General features: G+C 59.3%; 14 protein-coding genes. 7 read left to right on the top strand and 7 right to left on the bottom strand.

Going from position 1 to position 14,242, the window contains the following annotated elements:
• Positions 1-24 precede the first annotated feature (24 nt).
• The gene (locus AB7M25_RS14505) at positions 25-1,350 is read right to left on the bottom strand and encodes a sigma-54 dependent transcriptional regulator (RefSeq protein ID WP_104447235.1); all 1,326 of its coding nucleotides are present in this window, start codon (positions 1,348-1,350) and stop codon (positions 25-27) included.
• Between the two features lie 342 nt (positions 1,351-1,692).
• Between AB7M25_RS14505 and AB7M25_RS14500 the strand changes: the two genes are divergently transcribed.
• The 3 genes from AB7M25_RS14500 to nhaB all read left to right on the top strand — a co-directional run bounded on the left by AB7M25_RS14500 (position 1,693) and on the right by nhaB (position 5,114).
• On the top strand, positions 1,693-1,959 hold the full coding sequence (locus AB7M25_RS14500) for a hypothetical protein (RefSeq protein WP_007970062.1): 267 nt from the start codon (positions 1,693-1,695) through the stop codon (positions 1,957-1,959).
• Between the two features lie 284 nt (positions 1,960-2,243).
• Complete coding sequence (locus tag AB7M25_RS14495) at positions 2,244-3,533, top strand: NHL repeat-containing protein (RefSeq protein WP_429518650.1); 1,290 nt, start codon at positions 2,244-2,246, stop codon at positions 3,531-3,533.
• A gap of 78 nt (positions 3,534-3,611) precedes the next feature.
• A complete protein-coding gene (nhaB, locus tag AB7M25_RS14490; RefSeq protein ID WP_429387517.1) occupies positions 3,612-5,114 on the top strand; it encodes a sodium/proton antiporter NhaB in 1,503 nt (500 codons plus the stop codon).
• A 99-nt stretch (positions 5,115-5,213) separates the two neighbouring features.
• Here nhaB and zwf read toward each other — a convergent pair whose 3' ends face one another.
• Together zwf and gnd are read right to left on the bottom strand one after the other, a co-directional pair.
• The gene (gene zwf, locus AB7M25_RS14485) at positions 5,214-6,728 is read right to left on the bottom strand and encodes a glucose-6-phosphate dehydrogenase (protein WP_429387519.1); all 1,515 of its coding nucleotides are present in this window, start codon (positions 6,726-6,728) and stop codon (positions 5,214-5,216) included.
• Complete coding sequence (gene gnd, locus AB7M25_RS14480) at positions 6,725-7,729, bottom strand: phosphogluconate dehydrogenase (NAD(+)-dependent, decarboxylating) (protein ID WP_429387692.1); 1,005 nt, start codon at positions 7,727-7,729, stop codon at positions 6,725-6,727. Before gnd ends, zwf begins: the two co-directional genes overlap by 4 nt.
• A 249-nt stretch (positions 7,730-7,978) precedes the next feature.
• On the opposite strand from gnd, the gene AB7M25_RS14475 reads away from it, so the two are divergent.
• The 3 genes from AB7M25_RS14475 to AB7M25_RS14465 all read left to right on the top strand — a co-directional run bounded on the left by AB7M25_RS14475 (position 7,979) and on the right by AB7M25_RS14465 (position 10,460).
• Positions 7,979-8,161: a DUF6026 family protein gene (locus AB7M25_RS14475; RefSeq protein WP_007970071.1), complete on the top strand. Its 183-nt coding sequence runs from the start codon at positions 7,979-7,981 to the stop codon at positions 8,159-8,161.
• 199 nt (positions 8,162-8,360) lie between these two features.
• Positions 8,361-10,097 carry a phosphoethanolamine transferase CptA gene (locus tag AB7M25_RS14470; protein ID WP_429387523.1) on the top strand — a complete coding sequence of 579 codons (1,737 nt, stop codon included), beginning with the start codon at positions 8,361-8,363 and terminating at the stop codon, positions 10,095-10,097.
• A 153-nt stretch (positions 10,098-10,250) separates the two neighbouring features.
• Complete coding sequence (locus tag AB7M25_RS14465) at positions 10,251-10,460, top strand: hypothetical protein (protein WP_429387525.1); 210 nt, start codon at positions 10,251-10,253, stop codon at positions 10,458-10,460.
• A gap of 16 nt (positions 10,461-10,476) precedes the next feature.
• Here the strand turns inward: AB7M25_RS14465 and AB7M25_RS14460 are convergent, their stop codons facing one another.
• The 4 genes from AB7M25_RS14460 to zapE all read right to left on the bottom strand — a co-directional run bounded on the left by AB7M25_RS14460 (position 10,477) and on the right by zapE (position 13,013).
• Positions 10,477-10,635, bottom strand: coding sequence for a hypothetical protein (locus tag AB7M25_RS14460; RefSeq protein ID WP_454237504.1), 159 nt, complete (start codon positions 10,633-10,635; stop codon positions 10,477-10,479).
• A gap of 53 nt (positions 10,636-10,688) precedes the next feature.
• A complete protein-coding gene (locus AB7M25_RS14455; protein ID WP_015094987.1) occupies positions 10,689-11,180 on the bottom strand; it encodes a GNAT family N-acetyltransferase in 492 nt (163 codons plus the stop codon).
• A gap of 117 nt (positions 11,181-11,297) precedes the next feature.
• Complete coding sequence (locus AB7M25_RS14450) at positions 11,298-11,879, bottom strand: DinB family protein (RefSeq protein ID WP_454237503.1); 582 nt, start codon at positions 11,877-11,879, stop codon at positions 11,298-11,300.
• A 15-nt stretch (positions 11,880-11,894) separates the two neighbouring features.
• On the bottom strand, positions 11,895-13,013 hold the full coding sequence (gene zapE, locus AB7M25_RS14445) for a cell division protein ZapE (protein WP_454237502.1): 1,119 nt from the start codon (positions 13,011-13,013) through the stop codon (positions 11,895-11,897).
• Between the two features lie 158 nt (positions 13,014-13,171).
• On the opposite strand from zapE, the gene AB7M25_RS14440 reads away from it, so the two are divergent.
• Positions 13,172-14,224, top strand: coding sequence for an aldo/keto reductase (locus tag AB7M25_RS14440; protein WP_454237501.1), 1,053 nt, complete (start codon positions 13,172-13,174; stop codon positions 14,222-14,224).
• Positions 14,225-14,242: the final 18 nt, after the last annotated feature.

Raw genomic sequence — 14,242 nt, 5'->3', positions numbered from 1 at the left:
CGAGTCGAAAATGAAGATTGGAATTCAACGAATCTGATGCTTGTGCAACAACCGGTAGAACGTCGGACGTGACACGCCCAATACTTTGGCGGCGACACTCAAATTATCGCTGTGGCGGTTCAATACATCGCACAACGCCTGACGTTCGGCCCGGGTCTTGTATTCTTCGAGGGTGCCCATCGGCGCGGCAATTGCGTGTTGACTGATCAACCCCAGGTCGCGGGCTTCGATCTGCCGGCCTTCGGCCAATACCAGTCCACGACGAACGCGATTGGCCAACTCACGAACATTGCCTGGCCAGTCGTGTTTACCCATGGCAATCAAGGCGTCTTCGCTGAAACTGCGGGGGCGACGTCCGGTTTCACGGCTGTAGAAATGGGAAAAGTGATTGGCCAGCATCGACAAGTCGCCATGGCGCTCGCGCAGCGGAACGGTCACCACTTGCAGTACGTTCAGGCGGTAATACAAGTCTTCGCGAAAGCGTTTCTTCGCGATAGCGGCTTCAAGGTCGACATTCGTCGCCGCCAGCACCCGCACATCGACCGGAATCGGCTGACTGCCGCCCACCCGCTCGATGTGTTTTTCCTGGAGGAACCGTAGCAGATTGGCCTGCAACTCCAGTGGCAGGTCACCGATCTCGTCGAGAAACAGGGTGCCACCGTTAGCGGCTTCTATTCGTCCGACCTTGCGTTGATGTGCGCCGGTAAATGCGCCTTTCTCATGGCCGAACAACTCGGACTGGATCAAGTGTTCGGGAATCGCACCACAATTGATCGCGATGAAGGGTTTGCTGTGACGCTGGGACAGGCGATGCAGGGTTCGTGCGACCAATTCCTTGCCGGTGCCGCTTTCACCGCGAATCAATACCGGAGATTCGGTCGGAGCCAGTTTGCTCAACAGTTTTCGCAGTTCACGCACAGGTTTGCTGTCGCCGAGCAATTCGTGCTCGGGCTGGTCGACATGCACCGTACCCTGCCCACGCAATCGCACCATGCCAAATGCCCGGCCCAGCGTTACCTGAACCCTGGACACATCGAACGGCAAGGTATGAAAGTCAAAAAACCACTCACAGACGAAGTCGCCGACATTTTGCAGCCGCAGCACCTCCTGGTTGAGTACGGCTATCCACTCTGCGCCACTGCGGCTGATCAATTCCTTGACGGCTTCCGGGTGCTCAAGATGATACGGCTGCAGGCGTATCAAGCCCACGTCACAGGTTCGGTCAGTGGCGTGCTCCAGCGTGCAGCTGTCAACATCCCAACCGATAGCGCGCAATCCAGGGAGCAGACGATAGCAATCGTCACAGGGGTCCACCACTAATAGACGTCGTGAAGCTGGCACATCGCTCATGACTGATCCTTGGCGCCAATTTTTAGAAAATTTAGTAAAAACAATCATTTGGCGGACCTAACTGTAACATTAGCAAGAACTTGACAGACCCTTGTATCGTTTGACTATAGGATTGCGATACATCCAGTTATAAGACGCGACTTTGATAGTTACCTAACGACTCTTTCCTTTCATGCAGCTTTCAATACCGGGCTCAATCTTGAGCCTATGAAATAAAGTCGAAATTTCTTTTGATTGTGTGTGACCCGGACCCCGGTTGCGGGCATCAGTACAAGTAACCAGCCGAACGGTAAGCCCAACCGACGGCACATCACTTGATTGGGCACACAGAGAGAAGACCCTATGAACGCCCCGCTCCGTATCAACGAGGCACTTTTGATTGCCGACCGCGCATTTAAACCATTCAAATGCGTGGCCTGGGCTCCACAAGACGGTAATGGCGAACTCAGCCTGACCGTTATCGACCGCACCAGCACCAGCATTGGCCGCAAGCAGATCCCAAGCAGCGCTTATTCCGATCCCGCACAACTCGAATTGCTGCTGGAACAGGCCCGCGCCGAATTGAGCGAGGAAGGTTACACACTGCAGTCGTGGTCGATGCCGCACTAACCGTTTTGCGGATTACTCCGGGGTAATCCGCGCCCTCCCCCGTCTTTTAGTTGGGCTCATCGTGTTCGCCCCTACGCACTCATTGCCCCATTAGTTTGAACTTCTTGCGCCTGATACTTTGCAGGCTTGCCAATGGTTCGAAAAGACACTGTTGTGGCACACAACGACTCTCCGTCTGTTAGTTCATACCGTTGTGCATCTCCCCAATCAGGGATTGAATATTCTCCTTACAAAGTCGCCAGCCAAACTTCTGGACCAGGACGACTCGCAAGGAGATGCGGTTCATGTCAATCCAGTCCGCCATTGCCTGCTCCACCGTCCGGAACACTGCCGGCACTCTCGATACGACGTTTGCAGGCAACGGCAAAACCCAGGTGTATTTCGCCGACAGCCTCTCCAGCATGGCCAACGACGTCGCAATCGATGCCCGGGGCCGTATGCTGGTGGCGGCAAAGGTCACCATGGCCGATGGCAGCCGCTTTGGCCTGGCCCGCTTGCTGGAGGATGGTTCGGCAGACCTGGCGTTCGGCAGGCAAGGCAGCGTCATCGGGCAATTCGAACCCGGGTTCGAAGCCATGGGCGCCAAAGTTTTGCTCATGCCCGACGGCAATATCCTGTTGGCCGGCCTGCAATACGAAAACGCCCACCGCACGCTCCCGGGCCTGGCATTGCTCGATCAAGAGGGTCGCCTGGTTCGAAGCTTTGGCGATAATGGCCGCTGCGTCGTGCGATTGCCTGGCGGTCTGTCCCTCGGTGTGCGCGATATCTGGCTGCCTCCCGGTGTGCCGGGCGCTGAGGCCTGCGATGTGGACGTACAGCGAGACGGCCGGATCCTGATTCTGGCCAACCATCACTTCGAACTGGCCGATCACGTGGGCCTGTTGATACGGCTGGATGTCGAAGGTTCGCTGGACTGCTCGTTCAATGGCCGTGGCTTTGTGGTGGTCCGGCACCTGCTGATGAATACCTGGCTCAGCAGTCTGACGGTGCAAGCGGACGGCCGGGTTCTGGTGGGTGGATCGATCAACTTCCCTGAGGAAGGCTTGCTGGCGCGCTACCACGTCGACGGCCGTCTCGACGACAGTTTCGCCGTGGACGGATTCCTCACATTCAAGGTGCAGGGGCATGGCGCCCGGGTCAGTCAGGTGGTCCAGCAAATCAATGGCGACGTCTTGTGTTTTGGCAGCAGTCGCGAGCCGATGCACTGCCTGACGTTCAAGATGCACAGCAACGGCCGCCCCGACAACCACTGCAACGGCGGCCAGCCGCAACGTCTGGTAATTGGCCATAGCGGCTGCCAGTGGAGTGCCGCGCAGTTACAGCCCGATGGCGGTGTGCTGACGGCGGGCGCAACCATCGGTGGCGTTGAAGCAGACTACATTGTCGGTCGATACCTGCCCGACGGCCATCCCGATTGCCGCTTTGGCGACGGCCGCGGCTATACGCGTACCCGCCTCGGCCCGAGCCTGGATACTGCCACCTGTGTCGCGGCGCAGGCCGATGGAAACATCGTCGTCGGCGGCTATTCACTGCATGGAAACTACAAGGCAGTCATCGCTCGCTATCAGGGGTAGTCACGTGCATTTTTCCTGCGCTTGATCTTCTCCCCCGCTTGCGGCAAGTTGCGCGCTTCTTAAAACAAGGAGCAGCCGATGTCCGGTTCAATGGCCCAGGCGTTCGCGCACAACTTTCTCGGGCATTCGCCCCGTTGGTACAAGGCCTGCATCGTCGGCTTTCTGATTCTCAATGCCCTGGTCCTGTGGACCGCAGGTCCGGTGGCGGCCGGCTGGCTGCTGGTGCTGGAGTTCATCTTCACCCTGGCCATGGCGCTCAAGTGTTATCCGCTGATGCCCGGTGGCCTGTTGTTGATTGAAGCCCTGCTGCTGAAGATGACCACGCCCCAGGCGCTGTATGACGAGTTGCTGCACAACTTCCCGGTGATCCTGCTGCTGATGTTCATGGTGGCCGGTATCTACTTCATGAAGGACTTGCTGCTGTACCTGTTCTCGCGCCTGCTGTTGGGGGTTCGCTCCAAGGCCGCGCTGGCCCTGATGTTCTGCTTTTTGTCGGCCTTTCTGTCGGCGTTCCTCGATGCCTTGACCGTGACCGCCGTGATCATCAGTGCCGCCGTAGGCTTTTATTCGGTGTATCACCGCGTTGCCTCGGGTAATGACCCGCGCCAGGACAGCGAGTACAGCGACGACAAACTTCTGCCGACCCTGCATCAGGGCGATCTCGAACAGTTCCGCGCCTTTCTGCGCAGCCTGCTGATGCACGGTGCCGTGGGCACCGCACTGGGCGGTGTGTGTACGCTGGTTGGCGAGCCGCAGAACCTGCTGATCGGCCATGAGATGGGTTGGCATTTCTCCGAATTCTTCACCAAGGTTGCGCCAGTATCCCTGCCGGTACTGGTTGCAGGCCTGGTGACATGCGTCCTGCTGGAAAAACTGCGCTGGTTCGGATACGGCACGCTGCTGCCGGATAACGTCCGTGCGGTGCTGGCCAACTACGCCGCCGAAGACAATGCCGAACGCACCGCCCGCCAACGTGCAGCACTTGTGGTACAAGGCGCTGCCGCATTGATTCTGATTACCGGGCTGGCGTTTCACATCGCCGAAGTGGGCTTGATCGGCTTGATGGTGATCGTGTTGATCACCGCGTTTACCGGCATCACCGACGAACACCGCCTCGGCACCGCGTTCAAGGACGCCATGCCGTTTACTGCCTTGTTGGTGGTATTTTTCGCCGTGGTCGCGGTGATTCACGACCAGCAATTGTTCTCACCGTTGATTCACTGGGTACTCGCGCTGCCGGCGGACCAACAACCGGGGATGCTGTTCATTGCCAACGGCCTGCTGTCAGCCATCAGTGACAACGTGTTCGTCGCGACCATTTACATCACCGAAGTGAAGCGCGCATTCATGGCCGGTGAGATGACCCGTGATCATTTCGAGACGCTGGCCATTGCGATCAACACCGGCACCAACCTGCCGAGCGTGGCGACGCCCAACGGCCAGGCGGCGTTCCTGTTCTTGCTGACTTCGGCGATCGCACCGCTGGTGCGCCTGTCTTACGGGCGGATGGTCTGGATGGCGTTGCCGTACACCGTGGTGATGGGGGTATTGGGCTGGTATGCGGTGAGTTACTGGCTGTAATCCCCCGACCCTGTGGGAGCGAGCTTGCTCGCGATAGCGGCGGCACATTCACATCCAAGTGTCTGACAGACCGCTATCGCGAGCAAGCTCGCTCCTACATTATCCGAGGCGGTGCCAGATGCGACCGTCACGGGTGAGCAATTCTTCGCCGGCCTTCGGGCCGTTTTCCCCGGCGGCATAGCTCTGCACGCTGGCGTCCTGCTGCCAGGCATCGAGGAACGGCTGCACGGCGCGCCAGCCGTTTTCGATGTTGTCGGCGCGCTGGAACAACGTCTGATCGCCGGTCAGGCAATCGTAGATCAGGGTTTCGTAACCCGTGGACGGCTGCATCTCGAAGAAATCCTTGTAGGCAAACCCCAGCTCGATGTTGTCCATTTTCAGGGCCTGACCGGGACGTTTGGCCAACAGGTCGAACCACATGCCTTCGTTCGGCTGGATCTGAATGCGCAAATAGGTCGGCTGCAGCTCATCGACCTCGGTATCGCGAAACTGCGCATAGGGCGCCGGCTTGAAACAGATGACGATCTCGGTGTCACGCACGCTCATGCGCTTGCCGGTGCGCAGGTAGAACGGCACCCCCACCCAGCGCCAGTTATCGATCATGACCTTCAGGGCCACATAGGTTTCGGTATTGCTGTCGGGTGCGACCTTGTCTTCCTGGCGATAGCCCGGCAGTGCCTTGCCGTCGATTTCACCCGCGGCGTATTGACCGCGCACCGAGTTGGCGCGGGCCTCTTCGACCGTCCAGGGCCTGATCGCGCCGACGACCTTGGCTTTTTCGCCGCGCACCGCATCGGCGCCAAACGCGGCGGGAGGTTCCATCGCCACCATCGCCAGCAACTGGAACAGGTGATTGGGCACCATGTCCCGCAGCGCACCCGTGTGCTCATAAAAACTGCCACGGGTTTCCACGCCGACGGTTTCAGCGGCGGTGATCTGCACGTGGTCGATGTAGTGATTGTTCCAGAACGCTTCGAACAGGCTGTTGGAGAACCGGCTGACCAGAATGTTCTGCACGGTCTCTTTGCCCAGATAGTGATCGATCCGGTAGATCTGCTTTTCCGTCATCACCTTGAGCAGGCAGGCATTCAAGGCCTCGGCCGTTTGCAGGTCGGAGCCGAAGGGCTTTTCGATCACCACCCTTCTGAAGGCCTCGGGAGTTTCTTCCAGCAAGCCGGCGGCACCGAGTCGGCGCGCCACCTCACTGAAGAAACGCGGCGCGGTGGCCAGGTAGAACACCGCATTGCCGGTTCCGCTGTCGGCGATTTTCGCCGCCAGCGCTTGATAAGTGCTGTCGTCCAGGAAGTCGCCCTGGACGTAGCTGATGCCTTTGGCAAGTTTGGACCAGACCACTGGATCAAGGGTGTGATCACCCTTGCCAGCCATCTCGTTTCGAATGAAGTCTTCGAGCTTTTGCGCAAAGCCTTCATCGCTGATGGCGTTGTGGTCAACGCCGATGATCCGCAGTCCATCCCCGAGCAGCCCGTTGCGCTTGAGGTTATACAGCGCCGGCACCAACAGACGCTTGACCAGGTCACCATGGGCGCCAAACAGAAACAGCGTCGTCGCGGGTGCAGGCTCAGCCTTGGATTTCCTGCGGATCACGTGGGTCATTTTTTCGAGGTCTCCACATGGCCGCCGAAGCCGAAGCGCTGGGCCGAGAGAACCTTGTCGCCAAAGGTGCCCTGGCCGCGCGAGCGGTAGCGGGAAAACAGCGAGTTCGACAGCACCGGCACCGGCACCGCTTGCTCCATCGCCGCTTCGATGGTCCAGCGGCCTTCACCACTGTCAGCCACCGACCCGGAGAAACCGTCGAGCTTCGGATCACTGGCCAGGGCATCGGCGGTCAGGTCGAGCAACCACGAGGACACCACGCTGCCACGACGCCAGACTTCGGCGATGTCGGCGACGTTCAGGTCGAAACGCTGGTCCGCTGGCAGGCTTTCGCTGTTTTTGGTCTGCAGGATGTCGAAGCCTTCGGCGAAGGCCTGCATCATTCCGTATTCGATGCCGTTATGGATCATCTTCACGAAATGCCCGGCGCCGGCGGGACCTGCGTGAATGTAGCCACGCTCGGCACGATCGTCGTCGGACTTGCGGTCCTTGGTACGCGGGATGTCACCCATGCCCGGGGCCAGGGTTGCGAACAGCGGGTCGAGACGCTTAACGGTCGCGGCATCGCCGCCGATCATCATGCAGTAGCCACGCTCCAGGCCCCAGACGCCGCCGGATGTACCGACGTCGATGTAATGCAGGCCTTTTTCCGCCAGGGTCCTGGCCCGGCGGATATCGTCCTTATAGAAGGTGTTGCCGCCGTCGATGATGGTGTCGCCGGCTTCGAGCAAGTTGCTCAGGGTGTCGATGGTCTCTTCGGTAGGCGCGCCTGCCGGCAGCATGACCCACACCGCACGCGGCCTGGCCAGGCCAGCGACCAGCGCTGGCAGATCCGTGACGCCGGTGGAACCCTCAGCGGACAGGGCTTCGACAAAGGCGGTATTGCGATCATAAACAACGGTGGTGTGCCCGTTGAGCATCAGGCGCCGCGCAATATTGCCGCCCATGCGGCCCAGTCCAATAATCCCGAGTTGCATGTGCTGATGCTCCCTACTACAAATAAAATGTGTGTCAAAGGTTATAGCCCAACGCGACTCATGAGGTTAGTCCAGAGCGTTGGCGTGAAGTTTCCGGGCATTGTGCCCGATCCTGATGGATAACGTCGGGAATCAAGCCGAAGACACAACGACAATGAAAAATAAAAAAGTTCCCTTCGGGAGCAAAAGAAATCAAAATTGGCGCCGATAGTAGATCAGCCGTTGATTTCGACGCGGCTCTACAGTTGAGACACGCCATTTGCGAGGTGAGCAATGGGCACAGTACATACCGCACTGCCAGCACAAACCCTTTACGTCACTATCCGTCGCGATGAATTGCGTCAGTTAAAGGACGAACGCGATCAATTGAAACAGGAGCTGGCGCAGTTGCGACTGCTGCTGCAAACGGGTCAGACGCAGCCCCTGGCTGCGGTGCAACGCGCCCCACTCGCCTGATTCCCCCCTCTCAAGCGGGAGCAGTCTGCACTGCTTCCGCACCGGCTCACGCCCTGCCATCTGCGACAACTCACGAAATTTTCACAATTGTCTCACGATAATTACAAGTTTCAGGCCGCCCGGTTCCGCGCGGCCCTCGTTCGTCGTCCGCGATCTCCAAGTCCCGGCGGTGGTAGTGAATTCTCGGCTGGAGCGCTGAATGTCTTTGTTCGAACGCAGCAAAACGACTGCGGCAGGTTTTGATTGGACCGGATTCGTCTGGCTGTTTGCATTCTTCTGGTACTTTTCCGGCATTACCCAACTGTTGATCCAACTGACGGGCACCTCCGGGTTTACCGGATTCCGCCAGGCCTTCGTCATGAGCGCGATCTGGCTGGCGCCGATGCTGCTGTTCCCCAAACAGACCCGTGTCATGGCCGCCGCAATTGGCATCGTGCTGTGGGCGTGCTCCATGGCGAGCCTGGGCTACTTTTTCATTTACCAGCAGGAATTTTCCCAGAGCGTCATCTTCATCATGTTCGAGTCGAACGTGGCTGAAGCCGGCGAGTACATGACCCAGTACTTTGCCTGGTGGATGATCCCGGCGTTCCTGGCTCACAGCGCTTTTGCCTATTTCCTGTGGAGTCGCCTGCGCCCGGTGTACCTGCCCCGTGGCAAGGCCATCGCGGCAGCAGTGGCCATTGTCGTGGCGGTGGTCGGTTATCCGCTGATCAAGCAAACCTCGCGCACCGGCAGTTTCGCCGAAGGCTTCGACAAGTTCGAAACCCGCATCGAGCCGGCGGTGCCATGGCAGATGGCCGTGGCCTATCACCGTTACCTGGAAACCCTGGCTGGCATGCAGGACATGCTCAACAGCGCCAGCAGGATTGCACCGCTGCACAACCTCAAGGATGTCACGGCCAACACGCCTGCGACCCTGGTGCTGGTGATCGGCGAGTCCACCAACCGTCAGCGCATGAGCCTGTACGGTTACCCACGGCAAACCACGCCGGAACTGGACAAGCTCAAGGATCAGCTGGACGTTTTCGACAACGTCATCACCCCGCGCCCCTACACCATCGAGGCGCTGCAACAGGTCCTGACCTTCGCCGACGAAGAAAACCCGGACCTGTACCTGTCGACGCCATCGCTGGTCAGCATGATGAAACAGGCCGGTTACAAAACCTTCTGGATCACCAACCAGCAGACCATGACCAAGCGCAACACCATGCTCACGACCTTCTCCGAACAGGCCGACGAACAGGTGTACCTGAACAACAACCGCAACCAGAACGCCGCTCAATACGACGGCGACGTGATCAAGCCGTTCAACAAGGCCCTGGCCGACGGGGCACCGCGCAAACTCATCGTCGTGCATTTGCTCGGCACGCACATGAGCTACCAGTACCGCTACCCGTCGACCTTCGACAAGTTCCAGGACCGCAATGGCGTTCCGGCCGGCGTACGTGACGATCAGGTGCCAACGTACAACAGCTATGACAATGCCGTGCTGTACAACGACTTCGTGGTGTCCAGCCTGATCAAGGACTACGCCAAAACCGATCCGAACGGCTTCCTGCTGTACCTCTCCGACCATGGCGAAGACGTGTTCGATTCCGCAGGTCACAGTACCCTGGGGCGCAACGAGAACAAGCCGACGGCACCGATGTACACCATTCCGTTCATGGCCTGGGCTTCGCCGAAATGGCGGGCCAGCCATGACTGGAACCTCGCCGGCGATCTGTCGCGTCCTTACAGCAGCTCGCACCTGATCCACACCTGGGCCGATCTGGCAGGCCTGAGCTTCGACGAACTCGATCGCAGCAAGAGTGTGGCCAGCGACAGTTTCAAGGCCCGGCCATTGATGATCGGCAACCCCTATGAGCGTGAGCAGCGCGCGTTGATCGACTTCAGCCTGATGAAGCCGAAAACGTCACCCGCGGTCGTTCAGCAGTAATCCTTTGAGGGGCCGGTTCCGGCCCCTTTTTCATGGGAAGGCCAACGGTGAAGTTAATTCCCATTTAAGCGAATCGGCGGATAATGCCATTTCGACACTGCTTCATTGATTCATGGACGAAAGGCATCCGACATCTTTAGTGGGAGGCATACCATGAAACGCACCGCCGTGATCCTCGCCGGCCTGATGGCGCTGGGCTCGACCAGCGCATTCGCCGAAGGTGGAGCCGAACGCATGCGCTATTACTACGAAAGTCTGCGACTGGCCCAGCAAGCAGCCCTCGGCCATCCGATCCAGAGCACCGAACTCCGGGTGCCTGACGATCAAACCGCACAAATGACAGAAACCTACAGACCGAAATGATCCTCTGACTGCGGCTCTACAGTCGCAGAAGTACGTTTGGGCGTCCTGATGGACGCCCTTTTTTTGGGTTCTTCACGCATTCCCGGGACATTGACACTGTAGGAGCCAGCCTGCTGGCGATGGACTCAAGCGCGCCGCGTTCATCCAGTTCACCCGCGTCATCGTTAACGACCATCGCTGGCAAGCCAGCTCCTACAGGGGAGCGTGCCCAAAAAAGGTTCTGTCGAGTTAGAGGCTCTTGGTCCAGAACAGCATGCGTCCATGGGCCGGGTCGAACATGCCCGCGGCGAATCCGGCTTTTTCATACGAGCCCTGCGCCACGGCATTGCCTTCCAGCACTTCCAGGGTGAGCTTGCAGCAACCACGCTGACGGGCGATGTCCTCGACCTTTTGCAGCATCTTCTGGCTCAAGCCCAAGCCGCGAAATTTTTTCACCACCGACACGTCGTGCACATTGACCAACGGCCGGCAGGCAAAGGTCGAGAACCCCTCGAAGCAATTGACCAGCCCGGCCGGCTCGCCCCCGACAAAGGCCAGCACACTGAAAGCGTGGGGACGCCTGGCAAGCTCTGCCGGGAGTTGCTCCAGTACATGGGCCGGCAACGGCTGGCCGCCCCCCATCGGGTCTTCGGCGTAGTGGTTCAACACCAGACAAATAGCCTCGGCATGCACCGGATTGGTGTAGCTGGCCTGAAGCACAAGAATTTCTGCGGAGTCCATTTCCATCCTCGATCACACATGAAGTAGCCCCCAGCATGTATCTCACGCTGAAGTGCCGGCTGACCATAGCGCGAGCACCCGGGTATCGACAATCGCAACCGCTTAATTCTTTGGCGTTCAAGCACCCCAGATCAATGCTTCCGTCCACCCCAGCTCGGCAAAATCTTCGGCCCGCAAGCGCGACTCGCCGGCGCAGAAAAACTCGTCGAGTTGCGGTGGCTTGACCGAGGTGCCGCTGAGCATGGCGTGAATCTGACCGCGATGATGGATCTGGTGTTCGAACAGATGGGACAGCAGGCGCAAACGGCTGTCGTGTTGCGGCTTGTCGCGGGCGATGGTCACGATTTTGCCGAGGCTGGCATCGCGCAGTTGCTCGCAGTAAGCGATCAATCGACGGTCGACATGGGCCTGTTCACGAACGAGGTCCGACGCGATGAGACAGGGTTCGTCTTCCTTGAAAAACACTCGGCAATCGGGATGCGGATCATCGCCGCGCATTTCGCGCTCCAGGGCATCCACATAAAACCAGTCGCAGGTGAGGATGTGGTTGAGGGTCGCGCGGAGGCTGGGGAAGAAGCTGACCCGTGCGGCGATCAAGTCCTGCGGGCTCAACTGCCTCCAGGCCTTGGCCAGTCGGTGGTTGGCCCAGGCATTCTGATAAGCCATGGTCAGCAGGTGGTGCGACAGGGGCTGATTCATGTGTGCTGCTCCCGATCAGACTTCGGCAAACCGTTGCAACTGCATTTCCTGTAATCGACTGAGGGTGCGCCGGAACGGGAATTCCAGATAACCCTCGGTATAAAGCGCTACCATCGGCACTTGCGCCTCAAGGTACAGCGGCACCTTGCGGTCGTAGCACTCGTCCACCAGCGCGATGAAACGTCTTACGCCGTCGTCATGCACCGACAATTGCGGCAACTCGCGGTCCCCCGCTGCCACCCGCTCGACACCGTCCTCGGTACCGCGGGCGATGCGCCCGGCACGTTTTTGCGCGCTGAGGTTGGGTACGTCCCCCAACAGAATAGCGCCGTAGGTATCGCACAGGGCGATGAAATCCATGGCCGCAAAGGGTTGCTCGCACAGCGCGGCGTAGCGGGTCCAGAGCACGGTCGGGCTGGCCTTGACCACCTCCAGCGAGCGGTAACCGACCGGGACCGGCTCGCTCGATGCCGACTGGCCGGCGCTCAACGTCTGGAACACTTCGCCCAGCGCACCGGGCTTGCCGGGCTCGGTCACCCAATAGCGCTGCGAAGCGGCCCCCGGATGCAGGCGATGGTCTTCCCCGCCATCCACCGCGATCACCTGCATGTGTTGCTTGATCGCGGCGATGGCGGGCATGAAACGGTCGCGATTGAAACCGTCGGCGTACAACTGGTCCGGCGGCAGGTTGGAGGTGCAGACCACCACGACGCCCTGCTCGAACATCACCTGGAACAGACGCCCGAGAATGATCGCGTCGCCGATGTCATTGACGAACAACTCGTCAAAACACAGCACGCGCACTTCTTCGGACAACTCACGGGCCAACGCCTTGAGCGGGTCGGCAGTGCCGGTCAGTTGAAACGAACGCTGGTGCACCCAGCCCATGAAGTGGTGAAAGTGCTGGCGCCGCGCCGGTACTCGCAGGCTTTGGTAGAACTGGTCCATCAACCAGGTCTTACCCCGCCCCACCGGCCCCCACAGGTACACGCCGGAAATGGGTGAGCGGCCTTCATGCAGCGCTTCGTGGCATTTTTGCAGCGCCCACACGGCATGCTCCTGAGCCTCGTCCTGGACGAAGCCCTTTTGCTCGATCGCGTGCTGCCAGGCGCTTAAAGGGGATTCGATAGTCATGGGCGGCAGTATGCCATTGCGCATTGATGACGTGACCGGCGATCGGCGGTTTTGTGCAGGAAAGAAAAGCACCTTGACGATTTAAATGATTGGCATAATATTTTATAAATGTCACACATCATTTATAAGTCCTGCCGTCATCCCTCTGGAGTTATCCCATGCATTACAAAGTTTTCGGCCGTAAAACCGGCTTGCGAGTGTCCGAACTGGCCTTGGGCGCCGGTAATTTCGGTACCGGTTGGGGGCATGGCGCCGAGCGTGACGAAGCCAGGCGCATTTTTGATGGCTACCTGGAAGCCGGCGGCAACTTCATCGACACCGCCAATGGCTATCAGGGCGGGCAGTCCGAGGCCATGCTCAGCGAATTCATCAATGCCGAACGGGATAGCCTGGTCATCGCCACCAAATACACCCTGGGGACTACACCGGCGGCCGGCATTTCCCACACCGGCAACAGCCGCAAGAACATGGTGCGCGCCGTCGAAGAGAGCCTGAAACGACTGAAGACCGATCACATCGACCTGTTCTGGGCCCACATGAGCGACGGCGTCACCCCCATGGAAGAGATCCTGCGCGGCTTCGACGACCTGGTCAGTGCCGGCAAGATCCACTATGCCGGGCTGTCGAACTTCCCCGCGTGGCGCATCGCCCGCGCCGACCTGCTGGCTGAAGTCCGAGGTTTTGCGCCGATCGCTGCGATCCAGGTCGAATACAGCCTCGCCGAACGCACCGCCGAGCGCGAACAACTGCCGATGGCCGAAGCCCTTGGCCTGGCCGCGACGCTGTGGTCGCCCCTGGGTGGCGGCTTCCTGACGGGTAAATATCGCAACAGTGAAGGTGACAACCGCGCGAACAAGCTCGGCGTGCTGATTCATGCTGAAAAAAGCGCCCGCGAAACCGCCCTGCTCGACACCTTGATCGACGTCGCCGCAGAACGCGACGCCAGCCCGACCCACGTGGCCATTGCCTGGTTGCGGGAAAAGGCCAAACGCTCGACCACGGCGCTGATTCCGATCCTCGGGTCGCGGACTCGTGAACAGCTGGACGCCACGTTGGGGGCGCTGGATGTGCAGTTGAGTGCTGAGCAAATGGCGCGACTGGACGGCGTCAGTGAAGTAGCCAAAGGCGTGCCGCACGAATCCATTGCCGGTTCGTTCGCGCGGTTCAGTGGTGGTCAGGTCCTTGACTTGCCAATCGTTCCAGTGGCCTGACACCTATCAAAAGTGTGG

It is taken from the genome of Pseudomonas sp. AP3_22 TE3818 (genome assembly GCF_053628995.1).
This window is presented reverse-complemented; position numbering and strand designations above follow the sequence as displayed.

Coding starts and splice junctions, on each gene's coding strand:
- AB7M25_RS14505 (WP_104447235.1), bottom strand. CDS start 1,350: ATGAGCGATGTGCCAGCTTCACGACGTCTATTAGTGGTGGACCCCTGT.
- AB7M25_RS14500 (WP_007970062.1), top strand. CDS start 1,693: ATGAACGCCCCGCTCCGTATCAACGAGGCACTTTTGATTGCCGACCGC.
- AB7M25_RS14495 (WP_429518650.1), top strand. CDS start 2,244: ATGTCAATCCAGTCCGCCATTGCCTGCTCCACCGTCCGGAACACTGCC.
- nhaB (WP_429387517.1), top strand. CDS start 3,612: ATGTCCGGTTCAATGGCCCAGGCGTTCGCGCACAACTTTCTCGGGCAT.
- zwf (WP_429387519.1), bottom strand. CDS start 6,728: ATGACCCACGTGATCCGCAGGAAATCCAAGGCTGAGCCTGCACCCGCG.
- AB7M25_RS14475 (WP_007970071.1), top strand. CDS start 7,979: ATGGGCACAGTACATACCGCACTGCCAGCACAAACCCTTTACGTCACT.
- AB7M25_RS14470 (WP_429387523.1), top strand. CDS start 8,361: ATGTCTTTGTTCGAACGCAGCAAAACGACTGCGGCAGGTTTTGATTGG.
- AB7M25_RS14465 (WP_429387525.1), top strand. CDS start 10,251: ATGAAACGCACCGCCGTGATCCTCGCCGGCCTGATGGCGCTGGGCTCG.
- AB7M25_RS14460 (WP_454237504.1), bottom strand. CDS start 10,635: ATGGTCGTTAACGATGACGCGGGTGAACTGGATGAACGCGGCGCGCTT.
- AB7M25_RS14455 (WP_015094987.1), bottom strand. CDS start 11,180: ATGGACTCCGCAGAAATTCTTGTGCTTCAGGCCAGCTACACCAATCCG.
- AB7M25_RS14450 (WP_454237503.1), bottom strand. CDS start 11,879: ATGAATCAGCCCCTGTCGCACCACCTGCTGACCATGGCTTATCAGAAT.
- zapE (WP_454237502.1), bottom strand. CDS start 13,013: ATGACTATCGAATCCCCTTTAAGCGCCTGGCAGCACGCGATCGAGCAA.
- AB7M25_RS14440 (WP_454237501.1), top strand. CDS start 13,172: ATGCATTACAAAGTTTTCGGCCGTAAAACCGGCTTGCGAGTGTCCGAA.